This is a genomic window from Marinomonas alcarazii (genome assembly GCF_003208215.1).
GTDB lineage: Bacteria > Pseudomonadota > Gammaproteobacteria > Pseudomonadales > Marinomonadaceae > Marinomonas > Marinomonas alcarazii.
The window spans coordinates 50351-70656 of the sequence record NZ_QKLW01000006.1 but is presented as its reverse complement, the minus strand read 5'-3'; the positions used below and the strand labels follow the sequence as shown (position 1 = coordinate 70656).

Annotated in this window: 18 protein-coding genes; 8 read left to right on the top strand and 10 right to left on the bottom strand. The window is 45.5% G+C overall.

All coding sequences use genetic code 11. The features are described 5' to 3' along the window. The first annotated feature begins 83 nt into the window (after positions 1-83). The gene (locus DFP75_RS12775; protein ID WP_110576268.1) at positions 84-1367 is read left to right on the top strand and encodes an NAD(P)/FAD-dependent oxidoreductase; all 1284 of its coding nucleotides are present in this window, start codon (positions 84-86) and stop codon (positions 1365-1367) included. A 154-nt stretch (positions 1368-1521) separates the two neighbouring features. On the opposite strand, the gene DFP75_RS12770 is transcribed toward DFP75_RS12775, so the two are convergent. Continuing rightward, on the bottom strand, positions 1522-1935 hold the full coding sequence (locus DFP75_RS12770) for a winged helix-turn-helix transcriptional regulator (RefSeq protein WP_110576267.1): 414 nt from the start codon (positions 1933-1935) through the stop codon (positions 1522-1524). Positions 1936-2019: 84 nt separating this feature from the next. Here DFP75_RS12770 and DFP75_RS12765 point away from each other — a divergent pair, with 84 nt between their 5' ends. Beyond that, the gene (locus DFP75_RS12765; protein ID WP_110576265.1) at positions 2020-2865 is read left to right on the top strand and encodes an SDR family oxidoreductase; all 846 of its coding nucleotides are present in this window, start codon (positions 2020-2022) and stop codon (positions 2863-2865) included. 87 nt (positions 2866-2952) lie between these two features. Here the strand turns inward: DFP75_RS12765 and DFP75_RS12760 are convergent, their stop codons facing one another. The 4 genes from DFP75_RS12760 to DFP75_RS12745 all read right to left on the bottom strand — a co-directional run bounded on the left by DFP75_RS12760 (position 2953) and on the right by DFP75_RS12745 (position 6456). Then, positions 2953-3840 (bottom strand): LysR substrate-binding domain-containing protein, encoded by an 888-nt coding sequence (locus DFP75_RS12760; RefSeq protein WP_110576263.1) that lies wholly within the window; start codon positions 3838-3840, stop codon positions 2953-2955. Between the two features lie 37 nt (positions 3841-3877). Beyond that, positions 3878-4639: an amino acid ABC transporter ATP-binding protein gene (locus DFP75_RS12755; protein WP_425451228.1), complete on the bottom strand. Its 762-nt coding sequence runs from the start codon at positions 4637-4639 to the stop codon at positions 3878-3880. After that, a complete protein-coding gene (locus DFP75_RS12750; protein WP_110576261.1) occupies positions 4632-5579 on the bottom strand; it encodes an amino acid ABC transporter permease in 948 nt (315 codons plus the stop codon). Before DFP75_RS12750 ends, DFP75_RS12755 begins: the two co-directional genes overlap by 8 nt. A 70-nt stretch (positions 5580-5649) precedes the next feature. Further along, complete coding sequence (locus DFP75_RS12745; protein WP_110576259.1) at positions 5650-6456, bottom strand: transporter substrate-binding domain-containing protein; 807 nt, start codon at positions 6454-6456, stop codon at positions 5650-5652. Between the two features lie 280 nt (positions 6457-6736). On the opposite strand from DFP75_RS12745, the gene DFP75_RS12740 reads away from it, so the two are divergent. Next, a complete protein-coding gene (locus DFP75_RS12740) occupies positions 6737-7636 on the top strand; it encodes a homocysteine S-methyltransferase family protein (protein ID WP_220032641.1) in 900 nt (299 codons plus the stop codon). Between the two features lie 96 nt (positions 7637-7732). Here DFP75_RS12740 and gyrB read toward each other — a convergent pair whose 3' ends face one another. The 4 genes from gyrB to dnaA all read right to left on the bottom strand — a co-directional run bounded on the left by gyrB (position 7733) and on the right by dnaA (position 14042). Beyond that, positions 7733-10156 (bottom strand): DNA topoisomerase (ATP-hydrolyzing) subunit B, encoded by a 2424-nt coding sequence (gene gyrB / locus DFP75_RS12735; RefSeq protein WP_110576257.1) that lies wholly within the window; start codon positions 10154-10156, stop codon positions 7733-7735. Further along, positions 10157-11263 (bottom strand): DNA replication/repair protein RecF, encoded by a 1107-nt coding sequence (recF, locus tag DFP75_RS12730; protein ID WP_110576255.1) that lies wholly within the window; start codon positions 11261-11263, stop codon positions 10157-10159. Positions 11264-11361: 98 nt separating this feature from the next. After that, positions 11362-12459 carry a DNA polymerase III subunit beta gene (gene dnaN, locus DFP75_RS12725; protein WP_110576253.1) on the bottom strand — a complete coding sequence of 366 codons (1098 nt, stop codon included), beginning with the start codon at positions 12457-12459 and terminating at the stop codon, positions 11362-11364. 32 nt (positions 12460-12491) lie between these two features. After that, positions 12492-14042: a chromosomal replication initiator protein DnaA gene (dnaA, locus tag DFP75_RS12720; RefSeq protein WP_110576251.1), complete on the bottom strand. Its 1551-nt coding sequence runs from the start codon at positions 14040-14042 to the stop codon at positions 12492-12494. A 513-nt stretch (positions 14043-14555) separates the two neighbouring features. Between dnaA and rpmH the strand changes: the two genes are divergently transcribed. From rpmH to mnmE, 4 genes are all read left to right on the top strand, one after another. Further along, positions 14556-14690 carry a 50S ribosomal protein L34 gene (gene rpmH / locus DFP75_RS12715; protein ID WP_084035504.1) on the top strand — a complete coding sequence of 45 codons (135 nt, stop codon included), beginning with the start codon at positions 14556-14558 and terminating at the stop codon, positions 14688-14690. Positions 14691-14698: 8 nt separating this feature from the next. Next, positions 14699-15097, top strand: a complete 399-nt coding sequence (rnpA, locus tag DFP75_RS12710) for a ribonuclease P protein component (RefSeq protein WP_110576249.1) — start codon at positions 14699-14701, stop codon at positions 15095-15097. 94 nt (positions 15098-15191) lie between these two features. After that, on the top strand, positions 15192-16847 hold the full coding sequence (yidC, locus tag DFP75_RS12705) for a membrane protein insertase YidC (protein WP_110576247.1): 1656 nt from the start codon (positions 15192-15194) through the stop codon (positions 16845-16847). 134 nt (positions 16848-16981) lie between these two features. Next, positions 16982-18361 (top strand): tRNA uridine-5-carboxymethylaminomethyl(34) synthesis GTPase MnmE, encoded by a 1380-nt coding sequence (mnmE, locus tag DFP75_RS12700; RefSeq protein WP_110576244.1) that lies wholly within the window; start codon positions 16982-16984, stop codon positions 18359-18361. A gap of 7 nt (positions 18362-18368) precedes the next feature. Here the strand turns inward: mnmE and DFP75_RS12695 are convergent, their stop codons facing one another. Further along, the gene (locus DFP75_RS12695) at positions 18369-19307 is read right to left on the bottom strand and encodes an AraC family transcriptional regulator (RefSeq protein ID WP_110576242.1); all 939 of its coding nucleotides are present in this window, start codon (positions 19305-19307) and stop codon (positions 18369-18371) included. Between the two features lie 199 nt (positions 19308-19506). Between DFP75_RS12695 and DFP75_RS12690 the strand changes: the two genes are divergently transcribed. Further along, the gene (locus tag DFP75_RS12690) at positions 19507-20241 is read left to right on the top strand and encodes an SDR family oxidoreductase (RefSeq protein WP_110576240.1); all 735 of its coding nucleotides are present in this window, start codon (positions 19507-19509) and stop codon (positions 20239-20241) included. Positions 20242-20306 lie beyond the last annotated feature (65 nt).

Genomic DNA, 20306 nt, shown 5'->3' with positions numbered 1-20306 from the left:
CAGAGGGGCGTTAATAGCCCCGCTTTTTTACTTATGTGCAGACGCAGGATCATAATGTCTACACGCTATAGGAGAGGTTCTCTATGTCATCACCTACTCATGCAAACTCATACTACGCGGCCTCCGCAAATGATAAAGCCATTCGCCCACAGTTAACGGGTGAGCATCGTTGTGATGTCTGTGTCGTTGGTGCTGGGTTTACAGGCATATCGACCGCTCTGAGTCTGGCAGAAAAAGGAAAGCGCGTTATTGTCGTTGAAGGGTCGCGCATCGGCTTTGGTGCTTCTGGTCGCAATGGCGGTCAGATCGTAAACAGCTTTAACCGCGATATTGACTACATCTTCAAGAATTATGGCGACAATATCGGCCAGAAAATGGCGAAAATGGCGTTTGCAGGTTCTGAGTTGATTCGTCACCGCATTGAAAAGTACAACATAAAGTGTGACCTAAAGCACGGTAACCTCTTTGCAGCATGCAACAAAAAACAGTTCGAAGAACTGAAAGCCAAAAAAGCATTGTGGGAAGCTCATGGCCACAATGAGCTGGAATTACTGACGGCATCCTCTATCCAAGACCACATCGGCTCGGATCGTTACGCAGGCGGTTTGCTGGACAAGAAGGGCGGGCATATTCAGCCATTAAACCTAGTGCTTGGCCAAGCCAAAGCATTTGAAGCACTTGGTGGACAAATTTTTGAAGACTCCGAAGTCATTCGCTTAGAGCAAGGTAAGCTAGGCAAGGTAGTGACCAAACAAGGTAGCGTCATTGCGGATAAGATTGTTGTTGCCGGCAACGCCTATATGTTTGGCTTATTGCCAGAAGTAGAGAAGAAGGCCATGCCATGCGGAACTCAGGTCATCGCAACGGAGCCGTTGCCGGAAGAAATCCAAAAACAATTGTTACCAACAGATCACTGTGTGGAAGACTGTAACTATTTATTGGATTACTACCGTTTATCAGGCGATGGTCGACTCATCTATGGTGGCGGGACGACGTATGGCGCCCGTGATCCAGGCAAAATTGAGTCCATCATAGTGCCAAAAATGCTGAAAACCTATCCAATGCTTAAAGACGCAAAAATCGATTTCGCATGGACAGGTAACTTTCTTCTTACCATGATGCGCATGCCACAAGTCGGTAAAATTGGCGATAACCTCTATTACGCACAAGGTTATTCAGGACATGGCGTGACCAATTCGCATTTGATGGGAGAGATCTTATCCGATGCAATCGACGGTGAAATGGAGCGCTTTGATGTTTTTGCCAGCATGCCGCAATATCAATTCCCCGGCGGTCGTTTATTACGCGTACCTTATACAGCAGTGGGGGCGGTTTACTACAACATGCGCGATAAGCTGGGGATTTAGTCTTTATTGGGCTTTTATGAATCCATTCGCTAAGCCGCTTTAAAGCGGCTTTTTTATTATTGGCTCTAAGCAATATGTAAAAAAGAGTGATCTCATGTAATAAAATGTTAGTGAGTATTCACTCTAACTCTAGAGCGTTGATAAATAATATTATTTAATTACTTAGGTCGTCTGCTTTTTGAGACTGAGCCGACAAAATATCCGTAATATTATCCTCAATCCAATCCGCTAAGCTGGCGACTCGAGCAGCCACTTCTACACCTAATTCCGTCAAACTATATTCCACATGAGGCGGCACCACAGGATAAGAAATTCGTAGTACAAAGCCATCTGTTTCCAAGGCTTGAAGCGTTTGCGCAAGCATCTTTTCACTCACCCCGAGGATCTTACGACGCAGTTCACTAAAACGATGTGTTTGACCATCTTTTAAAGCAAACAGTACCAAAACGCCCCAACGGCTCGTCACGTGTTTCAAAATATCGCGAGAAGGGCATTTGTCTGAAAACACATCGCCTTTTTCAAATAAGTGCGACAACCCATTCTGAGAGTCTTGTAGATTATTTTTCATACTTACCTTTTTGTAGGTACTTACCAAAAGTTTGTTAGTAATATATTCTACTTCTATCAACTTAAAAACTCAAAGGAGAATAGTATGATTTTAGTTACTGGCGCATCCGGTCAACTTGGCCGTCTTGTGATTGATTCCTTGTTAGAAAAAACCGCAGCAAGCAAGGTTATCGCTGCAGTGCGTAATCCAGACAGTGTAAAAGAGTTAGCAGAGAAAGGCGTAAACGTGCGCCAAGCGGATTATACCGATCCAGATACTCTTGCTAGTGCCATGCAAGGCGTTGACAAAGTACTGCTTATTTCTTCAAGTGAAGTAGGCCAGCGTGTTGCGCAGCACCAAAATGTTATCAATGCCGCTAAACAAGCGAATGTTTCTCTGATCGCATACACCAGTATTCTAAAAGCCGACACCTCGCCTCTGTTACTTGCACAAGAGCATGTGGCGACCGAAAATCTGTTGGCGGAATCAGGCGTACCTTACGTGCTACTTCGCAATGGCTGGTATTCAGAAAACTACACGATGAGTGTGGCAGCGGCATTGGAACATGGAGTGGTGGGCTGTGCAGGTGACGGTAAACTGTCAACTGCAACACGTGCCGATTACGCAGAGGCCGCGGCAACAGTGCTGCTTCAAGACGGTCAGGCAGGCAAAGTCTATGAGCTTGCTGGCGACAATGCCTTCACCCTAAGCGAGTACGCAGAGGCCATTAGCAAAGTAACGGGCAAAACAGTCTCCTACCAAAACGTTCCAGAAGCCGAATACACCAAGATTCTAGTTGGCGTAGGCCTACCTGAAGGGTTCGCAGCTGTTCTTGCGGATTCAGAAGCTGGCGCAGCTAAGGGCGGTTTGTTCAGTGACAGCAAAGCATTATCTACCTTGATTGGACGCCCAACGACATCCATTGAAGACAGTATTAAAGCCGCGTTGTAAATTGACGCAGTGACAGACTAAGGCAAACTTATTCGCCTTAGTCTGTCATAAACGTTTTATGAAAATATGAGCAAAAGTAGGGCTTTGTTAGGAAAGACGCGCTTGACGCTCTAACCATTCAAAAAATTGCATAGCTTCAACCGAAATTTCTGGACCCGATTTGCGTACCAGATAAAAGGATTCACTTGCAGGAATACGCAGGTTAAAAGGTTCTACCAACCGACCATCTGCCAACATATCTTCCACCATGGAGGACCTCGCCAACGCCACACCAATACCAAGCTCAGCTAAACGCAACGACGCCAATAGGGTGTCCACTTGCATTCCTCTGGATGGATCCACTTCCGCTTCATTAACCATAGACAGCCAATACCCCCAACCTTCCTCGTAACCCAATACATGCAGTAAAGTATGGTCAGCAAGATCTGTTGTGGCATTCAGCGGTAAGCGCTCCAACAACTCAGGTGAACAGACTGGAAATAGACTGTCCCAACTTAAGCGCTGAGAAACATAACCTGGCCATTGCCCATTCCCCCAGCGAATTTCAAAATCATCATCGGCTTCAGTGTCTTTCACCCAAAGGGAACTGATGTATCGAATATCAATATTAGGGTACAGACGATGGAATTCCGTTAATCTTGGTGCTAGCCAATGGACAAAAAAAGACAAGCTGCCACGTATTTTGACTGGGGTTCGCTGGTCTTGATTAAACAACTCATTGGTTGCAGCCGCTAGGCGTGAGATGGAATCCTGCACCACAGGAAGATAAGACATCCCTTCATCGGTGAGCGCTAATCCTCGAGGCAAGCGAGTAAATAAGGACACACCTAGATGACCTTCGAGCAAGCGTATTTGTTGGCTAACAGCCCCTTGGGTTAAGTGCAGCTCTTGTGCGGCCTTAGTAAAGTTCAGGCTGCGCGCAGAAACCTCAAAGGTTCTTAACCAATTTAACGGTGGAAGTGACTTTTGGTTCATTCGGTACTTTAACCATCGCGCAAAGAAAGACGAAGCGTTAGAGTACCTGACCTAAAAAGCGTTGCAAGCGTGGATGATCAGAATGAAAGAAACGCTCTGGAGATTCTTCTAAAACAAGCTCACCTTCTTCCATGAATACAACGCGATCAGCCACTTCACGGGCAAAGCCCATTTCATGCGTTACAACCACCATGGTCATACCTTCGCGCGCGAGTTCTTTCATCACATCCAAGACTTCTCCAACCATTTCAGGGTCAAGCGCACTGGTCGGTTCATCAAACAAAAGCACCTTAGGTTTCATTGCTAGCGAACGGGCAATGGCGACTCGCTGTTGCTGGCCGCCAGACAATCGGGTTGGGTAATTGCCCATTCGATCCGCCAGCCCAACTCGATTAAGCAAATCCGTGGCCGTTTTTCGTGCTTCAGGTTTAGTTTGTTTCAGCACTTTCATGGGTGCCAACATAACATTGCCTAGTGCGGTTTTATGGGGGAACAAGTTAAACGCTTGGAACACCATACCCACTTCTTCACGTACCTTATTGATATTGGTGCGCTTATCAGTCAGATCCACTTGATCTAACAAAATACGACCAGATGTGATGCTTTCCAATTGATTCAGGGTACGTAAGAAGGTCGACTTTCCCGAACCGCTAGGCCCAATAATAACCACCACTTCACCTGGTTGAACATCTAAGGAAACGTCTTTGAGAGCATGACAACCATTAGGGAAAACCTTGTTTACCTTATGCGCTTGAATAAGTGCTGGCTGGCTAGATTGCTCTTTCACTGGATCAATCACTGACTGATAACCTCTTTTCTAAACACTGAATAAGCAAAGATAAGCCCCCAGTGACCACCAAATACAAAACGGCGACCGTAAACCAAACTTCAAATGGCGCAAAGCTGCCACTGACCACTTCACGACCCGCCTTGGTTAAATCAGTAATAGAAATAACCGATACCAATGAAGAATCTTTAATCAAATTAATAAATTGCCCAGCAAGCGGTGGTAAGGTGCGCTTAATTGCCTGTGGCATGATGACGTACGCCATGGCTTGCACATAATTCATTCCAAGAGAGCGTGCCGCTTCCATTTGTCCTGCCGAAACCGACTGAATTCCCGCTCTTACTATCTCGGCAACATACGCGCCAGTAAAAATAGACAATGCCGCCACACCTGATGTGAAACGATCTAAGTCAAACACAGTACCAACAAAGAAATACACGATGAATATCTGTACAAGCAGAGGCGTACCACGGATCACTTCCACATAAGTCATCGCCAAATTTCGCCATACTTGACCATGAGCCACGCGCATCAAGCCAAACATAACCCCTAATAAAACGGCAAAGATCAGCGAGATAAACGAGATTTTAATGGTCACCCACAAACCCTCAGCGATTGGCCCAAAACGCCAACCCTCAATACGAGCAATGGTGTCGCCTTGGAATATTAAATCCCCATCTCGAGCCACTAGGGTATCGTAAACTTTAACTAACTGAGGGTCATCGCCATAATCAGGCAGAACAGACAAACGGCCCGCTTTATCTACCACAGCAGTGCCATCCGTGATCGCCACAATGTCTTGGGATTCGGTGTTTATGATGTAGGGCCACAAGCGTTCCCAATGCCAGGAGTAATTGATTTTCTGACCAGCAAAGTAGACGCCAGAAACCAATATAGCCATGATCACTAGGTATAAACCGTGTCCAAGCCAACGTGAAGATTGTGTTTGCATGAGCTCTCTTAAATATAAAAAGAGCCTATAATATATAGACTCTTTGAAACGCGGTAATTAACGTCAATTATTACTGAATGCTATCGACCCAAGCATCCGATTTAAACCACTTGTCATAAATACGGTCATAAGAACCGTCTTTTTTGATCTGCACAAGATAGTTATTTAAGAAGTTAAGAAAGTTCGGATCATTTTGGCGAATCGCCCAACCTAATGGTTCATAAGTGAATGACTGATCCAAGTGAACGACTTTGCCTTTGTGCTGAGAAGCGTAAAGCGCATTATATGGTAAGTCATAAACAAACCCATCCGCTTTACCATTTGCTACTTGAAGTACCGCATCGGCAGACGTTTCAAACAGGTTCAAAGTGGCTTTCGGAAAGTATTTTTTCGCAGCTTGCGCGCCTGTGGTGCCAATTTGAGATGACAAGGTGTACTTCTCATCGTTCAAATCACGGTACGACGTTACTTTGCCTTGTAAATCAGGCTTAATCAGCACCGTTTGACCAATTTCGATGTAAGTATCAGCAAACATAACTTTCAAGTTACGCTGCGGTGTAATCGCCATACCACCAATAATAATGTCGCATTTTCCCGTCTGTAACGCAGGAATAATACCGTCCCAAGCCGTATTAACAGGAACGAACTTCACATCCATGGAACGTGCCATATGCTTCGCAAGATCGATATCAAAGCCAATAAAACGGCCATCTTTGGTCTTCATTTCGAAAGGAATATAACCCGCCTCAAAACACACTTTCAGTTCGCCACTGGTCAAAATGTTATCAATAGCAGAATCGGCAGCGTAACTATGAGCAGAGAACAAAGCACCAACCAATGCCAAACCGGACAGAGCTTTTTTAAGACCTACTTTCATATCATTCCTCTCGTTGTTCATCCAAGACGCAATAAAACGCATGAATCTCGACTTTTTATGGGGTATTTGGCGGACAATATAGCGGAAATGGGATGGTAAGAATAACCATTGAATCCGCCCCTAAGACCAAGGTTTTTTAATGGATAGAGGGAGTTTTCTAATGGTTACGACTATTATAGACATAAAAAGCTGAAATTGACCCAAAATTTATAATCAAACTAATTTCTATCTGTAGAACTCATGGTTAAAATGCCCAGTATTAATAAAACTGGGGACAATAATGCAATCAATCACTATTCTAGATGGCGGCATGGGTCGCGAATTAGAGCGTCGTGGCGCTCCCTTTAAACAACCAGAATGGTCTGCTTTGGCCATGATGGAAGCACCTGACACTGTTAAAGAAGTGCATAAAGCCTTTATTGCAGCTGGTTCTCGCGTTATTACCACCAACAGCTACGCATTAGTGCCTTTCCACATTGGCGAAGAGGTTTTTCAGCAACGCGTAACGGAGTTGGTCATTGAATCTGCTCGCGTTGCTCGTGAAGCCGCAGAAGAAGCGAACGAAGACGTGAAAGTGGCAGGCTCTTTGGCTCCTTTATTTGGTTCCTACCGCGCGGATTTATATGAAGCCGATCGTGCCGAGCAAATTGCTCGTCCAATCATCGAAGCATTAGCCCCACGAGTCGATTTATGGCTAAACGAAACACAAAGTTTGCTCGCGGAAACCCTACAAATAAAAGCCCTAGTCGATGAGATCGACGGCCAAGACAAACCTTACTGGGTCTCTTTCACCCTTGAAGACGCAGAAGTAACGGATCAGCCACGCTTACGATCAGGCGAAACCGTGAAAGAAGCCGTTACCGCCATGGCCAAAGCCGGTGTGAATGGCATTCTATTTAACTGCTGCCAGCCTGAAATTATTGCCGACGCAATCCAAATCTCAAAAGACGTACTGTCCAAAATAAACGACCAGATACAACTAGGCGCATACGCCAATGCCTTTCCTCCTCAGCCTAAAAATGCGACAGCAAATGATGGCTTAGACGAACTGCGCAAAGACTTATCACCTGATTCTTATCTGGTATGGGCACAACGTTGGAAAGAGCAGGGTGCTACCTTGATTGGCGGTTGCTGCGGTATTGGACCAGAACACATCAAAGCGTTGTCTGAACACCTTTAAGAGACAAAGGGCAAGCGACACCCTCGCTAACCCCTAGAAACTAAAAAGCCCCAGCTTCATTCGAAACTGGGGCTTTTTGTTCTATAGAGCAAACACTTAAACGTCTAGGTTAGCTACATTCAAGGCGTTGTCTTGAATGAAGTTACGACGCGGCTCTACTTCGTCACCCATCAAGGTGGTAAACATTTGGTCTGCAGCAACGGCGTCGTCAATGGTAACGCGAAGCATGCGACGAGCATCAGGGTCCATAGTGGTTTCCCATAGTTGCTCTGGGTTCATCTCACCCAGACCTTTATAGCGCTGTACCGTCATGCCGCGAGACGCTTCTTTCATCAACCAAGCTTTCATGTCGCTGATGGTTTTTACTGTTTCACGGCGTTCGCCACGTTGGATGTAAGACTCTTCGCCGAACAATTCTGCAACGGTTTCAGACATAGCCACGATACGCTTGTATTCCGGCGAGCTGAAGAAAGTACCTTCAAAGCGGTAACGGTTTGATACACCATGAGACATGATATCCACCACGGGTAGGTAGATATTACGTTCATCGTCTTTCTCTACAGAGAAATCAAAACGGAAACCGGTACGAGCGTCTTGTGGCATTTGGCTACGGATGGCTTCGACCCATTCCATAACCGTTGTTTCGTTGGTTAAATCTTCTTGTGTTAGTGCTTTACAGTACAGAAGTTTACCCATTACATCTCTTGGGTACACACGAGACAAACGCTCTACATCGGCTTCAATGTGAATGTAGTCACGCATCAGTTTCGCCAAGTGCTCGCCTTGAATACCTGGCGCGTCTTCGTTGACGTGCATATGAGCCCCATCTAAAGCCACTTCGATCAAGTGCTGATCCAGTGCCGCTTCGTCTTTGATGTACTGCTCTTGCTTACCACGTTTGATTTTGAACAGCGGTGGCTGGGCAATAAAGATATGACCACGTTCGATGATTTCTGGCATTTGACGGAAAAAGAAAGTCAACAGCAGGGTACGAATGTGCGATCCATCGACGTCGGCATCGGTCATGATAACGATGCTGTGGTAACGCAATTTGTCTGCGTTGAATTCGTCACGGCCGATGCCACAACCCAATGCGGTAATCAGAGTGCCTACTTCAACAGACGCGAGCATCTTGTCAAAACGGGCTTTCTCAACGTTCAAGATTTTACCTTTAAGAGGCAAAATCGCTTGCGTACGACGATCTCGACCTTGTTTTGCAGAACCACCCGCAGAGTCACCCTCCACTAGGTAGATTTCAGAAAGCGCTGGGTCTTTTTCCTGACAGTCGGCCAATTTACCAGGCAAGCCTGCGATGTCTAGCGCGCCTTTACGGCGAGTCATATCACGGGCACGACGTGCAGCTTCACGAGCACGAGCCGCATCAATCATTTTATTAACGATGATTTTGGCTTCGTTTGGTTTTTCTAGCAGGTATTCCGCAAAACGCTTACTCATTTCCTGCTCAACGGCGGTTTTCACCTCAGAAGAAACCAACTTGTCTTTGGTCTGAGAAGAGAACTTAGGATCTGGAACTTTTACCGACACAATAGCTGTTAAGCCTTCACGGCAGTCATCACCTGTTGTCGCCACTTTTTGCTTCTTCGCCAAGCCTTCCGACTCAATGAAGTTATTTAAAGTACGAGTCAAAGCGCCACGGAAACCCGCAAGGTGCGTACCACCATCGCGTTGTGGAATGTTGTTGGTGTAACAGTAGATGTTTTCTTGGAAGCCTTCGTTCCACTGCAAGGCCACTTCAACGGCAATGCCGTCTTCAAGGTCTTCACGCTGGCAAATGAAGTGAAAAATGTCGTTGATTGGCGTTTTGTTGGTATTCAAATGCTCAACAAAAGAACGCAAACCACCTTCATAGTTAAAGAATTCTTCTTTACCAGAACGCTCATCTTTTAATTTGATGGCAACACCAGAGTTCAAGAAAGACAACTCACGCAGACGTTTTGCCAAGATGTCGTAATAGAATAGGATGTTACTAAAGGTATCTGCAGACGGTTTGAAGTGAACGGTTGTACCCTTGCCATCAGAATCGCCAACAATAGCAAGAGGAGCTTGTGGTACGCCGTGTTTGTAGTGTTGCTCGTAGACTTTACCGTTCTTGCGAATCGTCAAGGTTAGTTCTTCAGATAGGGCGTTTACCACCGAAACACCTACACCGTGAAGACCACCAGAAACTTTATATGAGTTATCGTCAAACTTACCACCAGCATGCAGTACCGTCATGATAACTTCGGCAGCGGAAACGCCTTCTTCTTCATGAATATCAACAGGGATACCACGGCCGTTATCCGACACAGAAATGGATTCATCTGGGTGAATCAGGACGGTAATCGTGTCACAGTGACCAGCAAGGGCTTCATCAATGGAGTTATCCACGACTTCAAATACCATGTGGTGCAAGCCTGTGCCATCGTCCGTATCGCCGATATACATTCCTGGGCGTTTACGTACGGCATCTAGCCCTTTGAGCACCTTGATACTGGACGCTTCGTAATTATTTTCACTCATTTAACTCTCCTGCAAACCTTTGCTCAATAAAGACAATTCGCCGTTACTCATAGCAAATTGACGAACGTCGGTTGTATCGGCCCAAGTAAAATCCGTTGTATCAGGCTCGACACTGGTAATAAAAATTTGGCTGTTTAATGACTCCAACAACTGACAAAGTTTCTGTCTGTGGTTGGCGTCTAACTCAGCTGGTAAATCATCCACTAAAAATACCAGAGGGCGACCCATATCGATCAATAACTGTCCTTGAGCAATCTTCAGTGCAGAAACCACCAGCTTTTGCTGACCACGGGACAAGGTATCTAACGCATCTCCCGTTGCAGTTTTTACACGTAAATCCGCTCGCTGAGGGCCGGTATGTGTATAACCTAGCTCGATATCTCGCTCGCGCCCCGCAGCCACCGCCATCGCTAAATCTTTCTGTGCATCCCAGCCTTGGAAGAACTGAAGACTTACTGACAGCTCGGTGGTTAGGAGCGCTAAAACCTTCTCAAAATGTGGTGTTAGCTTTTCCACATAGTCTTTTCGAGATTGATTTACTTGCTCGCCCAGCCGGATCAATTCCTGATCAAATGCCGCTAATAAACTGTTGGATATTTTACCACGTCTGAGCAAGGTATTCCGCTGTTTTAATGCTTTTTGCCAGCCTCGCCACGCTTGAATGAAATCTTTATCGAAATGAAAGGCTCCCCAGTCGATAAATTGGCGTCGAATGCTGGGTGATCCTTCTAATAATCGGAAAGCATCGGGGTTAATCAGCTGTACTGGAAGACGCTCTGCCAGCTCAATAACCGACTGAGCACGTTGCCCTTGTATACGCACATCAATTTGACCATCACGATAACGCTGCAAACCGACACGAATAGGGCTGCCTTGTGCTTGGTGCAGCTGGGCAAAGACAATGCAGGCTTCGTTTTCGTGCTGTATATAGGTTTTGTGCTTATGACTACGAAAGGAACGACCAAACGACAAAAGGTGAATAGCCTCTAAGACTGAGGTTTTACCACTGCCATTTTTACCAACAATCACATTCACTTGGGGCGAAGGTTCAAAGCGCACACTAGAAAGGTTGCGAACATGAGAGATGTCCAAACGCACCAGCGGCATAACTCTTAAACCTTAATTGGGGGAGGGAAGATAACCCACCAAGCATTGGATTTTCTCAAGCACTTGGTGGGTGATAGGTCTATTCATCTAGCAGATAATTATAGACGCATCGGCATCACAACGTATTGTGCTGCGTGGCTTTGTGCTTCTTCGATCAAGGCACTGCTGTTAGAGTCATTCAATGACAAACGCACTTCTTGAGAATCCACAACGCCCAATACATCTAATAAATAACCCACGTTGAAGCCCACTTCCATATTGTCGCCTTGGTATTGCACCAATACGGATTCTTCGGCTTCTTCTTGCTCTGGGTTATTGGCAAACACTTGCAACATTCCATTAGACAGAATCAAACGCACACCACGATATTTCTCGTTAGAAAGAATCGACGCACGTAAGAAAACTTGACGAAGTTCCAAACGGTCAGCGATAACAATTTTTTCATTGTTACGTGGAATAACGCGATGATAATCAGGGAATTTGCCATCAACTAGCTTAGAAGTGAACACATAATCCGCGACTTTGGCACGAATATGGTTTGTACCTATAGTTAGCTCAACCACTTCATCGCTATCGTTCAGCAAGCGGTTTAATTCCAATACCCCTTTGCGCGGCACGATGACTTGCGTCAGATCGCCACTTACTTGGGCATCTTCAACCGCAGTCGCTAAACGGTGTCCATCGGTGGCAACAACACGCAGTTGGCCATCAGCCACTTCTAATAACATGCCGTTAAGGTAATAACGCACGTCTTGGTTCGCCATAGCGAAACCAGTACGATCGATCAAACGACGTACGCTGTTTTGTGCGATAGACACAGACAAATCACCTTGCATATCTTGGATATTCGGGAATTCATCTGCTGGTAAGGTAGACAGACTAAAGCGTGAACGACCTGAGCGAATCACCGCTTTTTGATCATCCAAAGTAAATTCAATCACTGCGCTGTCTGGTAAGCTTTTGCAAATGTCCATTAGCTTACGAGCAGGTACCGTGATACGGCCTTCTTCGCACTCATCTAATGGCACATGCCCAACTAACTCTACTTCTAAGTCAGAGCCAGTCAGTGTTAATACTTGGTCTTTCACTTCCACCAATACATTGGCCAAGACAGGCATAGTTTGTTTGCGCTCTACAACGCCTGCCACTAGTTGAAGTGGCTTAAGAAGTGTCTCGCGGACGACTGAAAATTTCATTATTTTCCTCGTAAACTCAAAGTCTTAGACCATCAGGTGGTCAGGATTCGCATCAATTGCTTATAGTCTTCACGGATATCCGAATCGGTGTCTTGCAGCTCTTTAATCTTACGAATCGCATGCAATGCAGTCGTATGATCTCGTCCACCAAACGCATCACCAATTTCTGGCAAACTGTGGTTGGTCAATTCTTTGGCTAATGACATCGCCACTTGGCGAGGACGAGCCACTGACCGACTACGACGTTTGGATAACAGATCACTGATCTTAATTTTGTAATATTCCGCGACAATTCGCTGGATATTATCAATGTTAACTAGCTTATCTTGCAAGGCCAAAAGGTCTTTTAACGACTCACGCACAAAATCAGGCGTAATCGCACGCCCAGTAAAATGCGAGTTGGCAATAACACGCTTTAGTGCACCTTCTAATTCACGCACGTTAGAGCGTATTTTCTGGGCAATAAAGAAAGCAGAATCGTAGGATAACTTAATGCCACTTTCATCGGCTTTGCGCATCAAAATCGCCACACGAGTTTCTAATTCCGGTGGCTCGATGGCGACCGTTAACCCCCAGCCAAATCGAGACTTAAGACGGTCTTCCAAACCTTGAATTTCTTTAGGATAGCGGTCACAGGTCAAAATCATCTGCTGGCCACCTTCTAACAAGGCATTAAAGGTGTGGAAAAACTCTTCCTGCGTTCTGTCTTTGCCGGCAAAAAACTGAATATCGTCAATCAGTAAAGCATCCACAGAACGATAATAACGTTTAAAGTCGTTAATCGCGTTCAACTGTAAGGCTTTTACCATGTCAGCAACAAAACGCTCGGAATGCAGGTAAACCACCTTAGCATTCGGGTTGTGGCGCATCATCTCTGTACCGACGGCTTGCATTAAGTGAGTTTTACCTAGGCCAACCCCACCGTATATAAATAGAGGGTTGTAAGCTCCGCCAGGATTTTCTGCGACTTGCAAGGCTGCGGCATGAGCCAGCTGGTTCGATTTACCCTCGATAAAGTTATCAAAGGTAAAAGAATTGTTTAGGTTCGCTCCGTGGTTAATACCACCTTCAACTTGCACTTTACGTTTGGGCGCCGTTAACGGCAATTGGCCCTGTTCATAAGGTTCAAGTTCGCCACGCAGGCCCGTGCCAGACAAAGTTAATGGTGCTTCAAATTCAAGATCGGCGTGTGGTGGCCCATCTTCTTCATCCATTAAGCCAAACCCTGGACGATAGCCGGACTCTCGTGCGACTTCATTATTCAAAGGGCTTACCGTCGGCTCACTTGACACTGGAGGCGGTGGCGGCGACATCTGATTCGTTTGAGCGAAGTTTTGTGATTTAACTTCCAACTTTAAAGCAGGAGCAAGGTCGTCCCCTGCAAATTCAGACAATAGCTCTTTTATGCGCGTTTGATATTTGTTACTCACCCAATCCAACACAAATCGGTTTGGTGCGCTCAGACGCAATTCTCCATTAGGCATCATTTCAGCCTGTAATGGACGAATCCAAGTGTTGAACTGAGATGTGGAAAACTCACTCTGCAAGCGCTGCAGACAAAGATTCCAATGCTCCAAAGACACTGTAGACGTACTCCCTGGTTGAGTGACAGACAAGAAGCGGATTTTACATCGGGCAATAAAAGTTATCCACACATAAATGGAAAATAAACCACACGACCTCTTAAAATCAAAAATGTTAATAACATAGTAGGTTATACACATCGGTAGATAAAACTTTTCTCATGTGCATAAAAGTGATGGTTATACACATATTAACATGGATTTATTTTTATCTTGTTCACAGGCAGAAAATTTTTTATCTTTTTGATTTTTATACACAATAAATCATTAAAAAACCTCTCTGTGGATAAAATCCAAAAATATATTTTTCTTTATCCACTACTAAGGTAGAAGTCTGTGTGTAAGTGTTTAATGAATTGTGAAGCTATTTATTTGATAAAATTGCGCCGCGAAGCATTGAATTTACTGAGGAAAGGCTCTAAAATCCGCGCCCTGATTTGACCAATCAAATGTAGAGGCTTGGCGACCGCTAACCCTCAAAACTCAAACACTGCATTCAGTGAGAGAATTAAGATGAAAAGAACTTTCCAACCTAGCGTTCTAAAACGCAAACGTAACCACGGTTTCCGTGCTCGTATGGCTACTAAAAGCGGACGTCAAATCGTCGCTCGTCGTCGTGCTCGCGGCCGCAAGGTTCTAAGCGCATAAGCACGCTGATGACCGAATATTGTTTTCCTCGGCATGTCAGACTTCTGAATGCCGGGGATTATCAATCTGTCTTTAACGACACTTCCTCCAAAGTCTTCGCAGGCGAATTCCTTTTATTGGCACGAAAACGAGATGACGACCAAGCTCGACTGGGTCTAATTGTGTCTAAAAAAACGGATAAACGCGCGGTAGGCAGGAATCGTATCAAACGCTTGGTACGTGATTCCTTTCGTCACCACAAAACACCACTTTCCGGCCTTGATATTGTCTTCTTAGCAAGACAAGGTATCAAAGAGCTAGAAAATGCGGATTTGCACAAACGACTCGACAAAGCGTGGGATCAATTGGCAAAAAAAGCCCAAAAACCCGCTCAAAATAAAAAACGCGACCAATCTAGACAGAAATAGGCTGAAAAAACTGCCAAAGGCTGGTTTAATAGCGCGTGATTTTTATAAGGGTTCTGTGAACCTATTGTCCAACCAAACAAATTAGTTGAATACCATGGATTTCAGACGTTACTTTTTATGGGGTGCGCTTTTTATCAGTGGCTACCTACTGTTTTTACAGTGGAGCCAAGATTATGGTCCTCAGTCCACTCAAAGCGTAGCTCAAAGCACACAGTCTCAATCTGAGACAGACTCTCAAGTGAGCAATGATTTGCCTACGGCAATTCAAAGCACAACCGAAGCCAATGCCGAAATCCCACAAAGTGTGACAAAAATCGCACCGGGGAAATTGATTGAAGTCACAACCGATACCCTTCGTGTTGCGATCAATCCTGTCGGTGGTGATTTAGTTGAAGCCGCTCTTCTTCAATACAAAAAAGAATTAGGCAAGCCTGATCCATTTGTTATTTTAGAAGATGGCAGCGAACGTACTTATGTGACTCAAAGTGGTTTAGTTGGACAAAATGGTCCAGACGCTTCTCCTGAAGGTCGCCCAGTTTACCAATCTGAAAAAACCGCTTATACCTTAGCGGAAGGTGAAGATTCTCTTGATGTCAATCTTTACTACACAGATGCGCAAGGCGTGAAATACACAAAAACTTTCCGCTTTCTGAAAGGCAAATACCGTATTCGCCAATTGATCACTGTGGACAACGCTTCATCTAATACATGGCGCGGCACTCAGTTTGCTCAGATCAAACGCGATAATACGCCAGATCCGAGCCAAGCAACTAGCATGGGCTTACAGCCTTATCTAGGCGGTGCTATTTCGGACGAACAGACGAAATACAGTAAAATTTCTTTCTCTGATATGAAAGAAGAACCGATAAAAACCACCACAACCAAAGGTTGGGTAGCGGTACTTCAGCATTATTTCGTGTCAGCTTGGATCCCAGAACAAGGCCAAAAAGTTACCCTGCAAACTCGTACTAATGGTGACTTTAACATCATCGGCTTCACTGGCACGCCAGTAGAAATCGCACCAGGTAAGCAGGGCACATTAAGCTCTACTTTCTACGTGGGTCCGAAACTACAAGATCATCTTGAAGAGACCGCTGAAAACCTAGATTTGACCGTCGATTACGGCTGGTTATGGTGGTTAGCTAAACCACTATTCTGGTTATTGACCTTGATCCAATCTTTCGTGGTCAATTGGGGTATTGCGATCATCTTGGTTGTGGTTTGTGTAAAAGCTGTTTTCTTCAAGCTATCTGCTACAAGCTACCGTTCAATGGCCAAAATGCGTAAATTTGGCCCTGAAATTGCCAAGCTAAAAGAAAAGTACGGTGATGATCGCCAGAAAATGTCGCAAGAGATGATGGCGCTTTACAAGAAAGAGAAAATTAACCCATTGGGTGGTTGTTTGCCTATCTTGGTTCAGATGCCAGTTTTCCTTTCTTTGTACTGGGTATTAATGGAATCGGTTGAATTGCGTCATGCGCCATTCTTCTTATGGATTGACGACCTATCTGTCATGGATCCTTACTTCATATTGCCGATCTTGATGGGTATCAGTATGTTTGTTCAGCAATCACTTAACCCAACGCCTCCAGATCCAATGCAAGCTCGAATCATGAAGATTATGCCAGTGGCATTCTCTATCTTCTTCCTATGGTTCCCAGCGGGTCTAGTTCTTTACTGGGTAACAAACAATACGTTGTCTATCTTGCAACAGTATGTAATTACCAAACGCATCGAAAAAGAAGCCTGATACTAAACGGCTAATGATTCGATTAAAAAGGCTTCCCAATGGGAGGCCTTTTTTACGTTTAGATTGCCATGTTTGCTTCGCTAACGGACAATAGCGTCATCGCTATTTAATTTTTTACCGCACAGAGTTTGACTATGACTGACTTCCAATACGCCACAGACCAAGACACCATCGCCGCACAAGCCACAGCTCCCGGCCGAGGTGGCGTAGGTATCATTCGTTTATCGGGTCCAAAAAGCCTTGCCATCGCCAAGCAAATAGTGGGATTTGAACCTACACCTCGCTATGCCCATTACGTGCCATTTAGAACTACGAATCAAGAACAGCTTGATGAAGGCATCGCTTTATATTTCCCAGGACCAAACTCCTTCACAGGCGAAGACGTGTTTGAATTACAAGGTCACGGTGGCCCCGTGATTATGGATATGCTGCTTAGCCATTGTGTGGCGCTTGGAGCACGTTTAGCTCGTCCAGGCGAGTTCTCAGAGCGTGCCTTCATGAACGACAAAATGGACTTAACCCAAGCGGAAGCCATTGCCGATTTAATCGACAGCACATCAGAACAAGCCGCCAAATGCGCGTTACGTTCCTTACAGGGTGCTTTTTCAAAACGCGTTGACGAACTGGTCGAAGCCTTGATTCACCTGCGTATTTACGTCGAAGCGGCGATCGATTTTCCAGAAGAAGAGATCGACTTCATCGGTGACGGCAAAGTCGCCACAGAGCTAGCTGGCATCAAAAATAAGCTCATTGAAGTACTTAAAGAAGCCAACCAAGGCGCCTTGATTCGTGAGGGCATGAGCGTCGTTATAGCGGGTCGTCCTAATGCTGGTAAATCCAGCTTATTGAACGCCTTATCTGGTAAAGAATCCGCCATTGTCACCAACATCGAAGGCACCACTCGTGATGTCTTGCGCGAACACATTCACCTAGATGGCATGCCACTGCACATTATCGATACAGCCGGTTTACGCGACAGCCCAGACGAAGTAGAACGTATTGGTATTCAGCGCGCATGGGACGAAATAAGCAAAGCGGATCGCATTTTAATGATGGTCGACAGCCAATCGATTGATTCAAAAGACCCAAGCGAAATCTGGCCAGAATTTATGGAGAAACTCGGCGACACCAAACACTTAACTTTGGTGCGCAATAAAGTCGACTTGACCAAAGAAGGCACGGGCATTGAAATAGTCTCAGGCGTCCCTGTGGTCTCTCTATCGGCAAAAACGGGTGAGGGCGTTAACGATTTAACTGAACATCTAAAAGCCGTCATGGGCTTCGACAGCACGACTGAAGGTGGTTTTATCGCCCGTCGCCGTCATATCGAAGCGCTTAACAAAGCCAACCGCTTTTTAGACGCAGGCAATGAGCAACTTCACGGCTACGGCGCAGGGGAATTGCTGGCAGAAGATCTAAAAGAAGCTCAACAAGCGCTAAGCGAAATCACCGGAGCATTCACCAGCGACGACTTGCTAGGCCGCATCTTTGGCTCGTTTTGTATCGGTAAATAAAACATGCTCACACCTGGCCCGTGATAATGGCGGGATCATAAAGCTCTGATGACAACCCCCCTTGTGCATCTTGGCGAAGGGTTCTGATGTCACGTGCGGGGGGCGCGCCAAACAGCCGAGAATATTCTCGGCTGAACTGTGACAGACTCTCATAACCCACTAATAAAGCCACGGCAGCGGCAGCGACACCGCCAAGCTCAGTAAAGAGTAGCCTGCGCGCTTCATATAATCTGATCTGTTTTTGATACTGAAGAGGCGACAATCCAACCGTTGCCTTGAAGCGTCGATGAAAAGCCGACGGGCTCATATTCACGGTAGCGGCAAGTTCTTCCACCCGAAATGCCGTGGCGTAGTGTTTGCGAATCCATGTAATGGCATTTCTGATTTGGAAAAAACGATCATCGATACCGGCTATTTGTCTTAACACCGCACCTTGTGGACCGCGCAGCATTCGATACAGGATCTCGCGTTCAATAAGAGGCGCGATTAAGTCGATATCATCCGGATGATCGCTAAGACGGATCATCCTATACCATGCATCAGCAAGATCCTCACTCACTTGATCAATGCAAAAACCTCTCGTCTCAGACAAGCTCAAGGGGCTATCCATCTCACATAAAATCTCTGTCACTAAAGCTCGGTCAAGAGATAAGCGCAAAGCCAAATAGGGGGAAGTCGGACTCGATTCCACCACTTCGGCAATCACAGGCACCTCGACGGATGTAATAAAGCTTTGTCCCGCACGATAGTCGACGACTTGATCTCCGATGACAATCCTCTTACTTCCTTGCAGGATTAGGCTAATCAGGGGTTGATAGATCTCAGGAAAAAGCTCAGTCGGCTGACCAACTCTAAGAATATCCAAACGAGGAATTTTGGTTTGGGTAAGTACGGATTTAGCCCGTTTTTCTACAAGATATCTTAGTTTTTCAAGCGGATGATTCATATCACTCTTTCTAGCATAGCTTTCATCAAGCCTCAATAAATTAAGCAGGAATAGGCATTTTATAGACAGAAACTAACACGCCAGCGTTTAGTGGGTTTGTTATAAATATTGGCAATGTAATAGAGATACCTAATGGGCTCTCTGAAGTACATGTTTGTTTATTTTAACCACTCCACGTCTTTCAAATAGGAAATATGCCATGGAAATTAAAAATTCAGTCGTCCTCATTACAGGCGCATCATCTGGTATTGGTGAAGCGACAGCACGTGCGGTCGTTCAAGCAGGTGCTCAAGCCGTGTTATTAGCAAGACGACAAGATCGACTTGATGATCTAGCAAAAACGCTGGGAAACGATGTTCTGGCCTTACCCTGCGACGTAACCAACCCCATCGAGGTTCAAAAAGCCGTCCAGATCGCGCAAGAGAAATATGGCCGAATCGATGTATTGATCAACAACGCGGGACAGGGACTCTATGCCACGATTGAAGACATTGGCATTGAAGACTTTCGGAAACTATTAAATCTGAACACCGTTGCGCCACTGAATATGATGCAAGCGGTCATTCCCTTGATGCGCAAACAACAAGCCGGATGCATCATCAATGTTAGCTCGGGCGCGACCTTAGCAACGTATCCAGGTTCAGCGGCTTATACGAGCTCAAAGTCAGCACTGAACATGATCTCAAAAGTGGCACGGCTTGAACTAGCGGATGCAGGTATCACTGTTTCTTTGCTACACCCCTTCATGACAGCGACCGAGTTCTATGGCTCGGTGAAATCCGGCTTAAACACTTCTAAAGAACAAGAAGCAGGCGCTATGTCAATCGCACATCAACCATCATTAGCCGCGCAAATGATGGTCAACCTAATAAAAACCGGCGATGAAGAGGTGGATCTTGTTCCGAAAGAATATGGGGGAAGTTTCGAAGGCTAAAAGCATTTCGTTAATAGAAAAAATAGCGTATTCCACGCTCCAAGCTATTGGACTTAGAGCGTGGA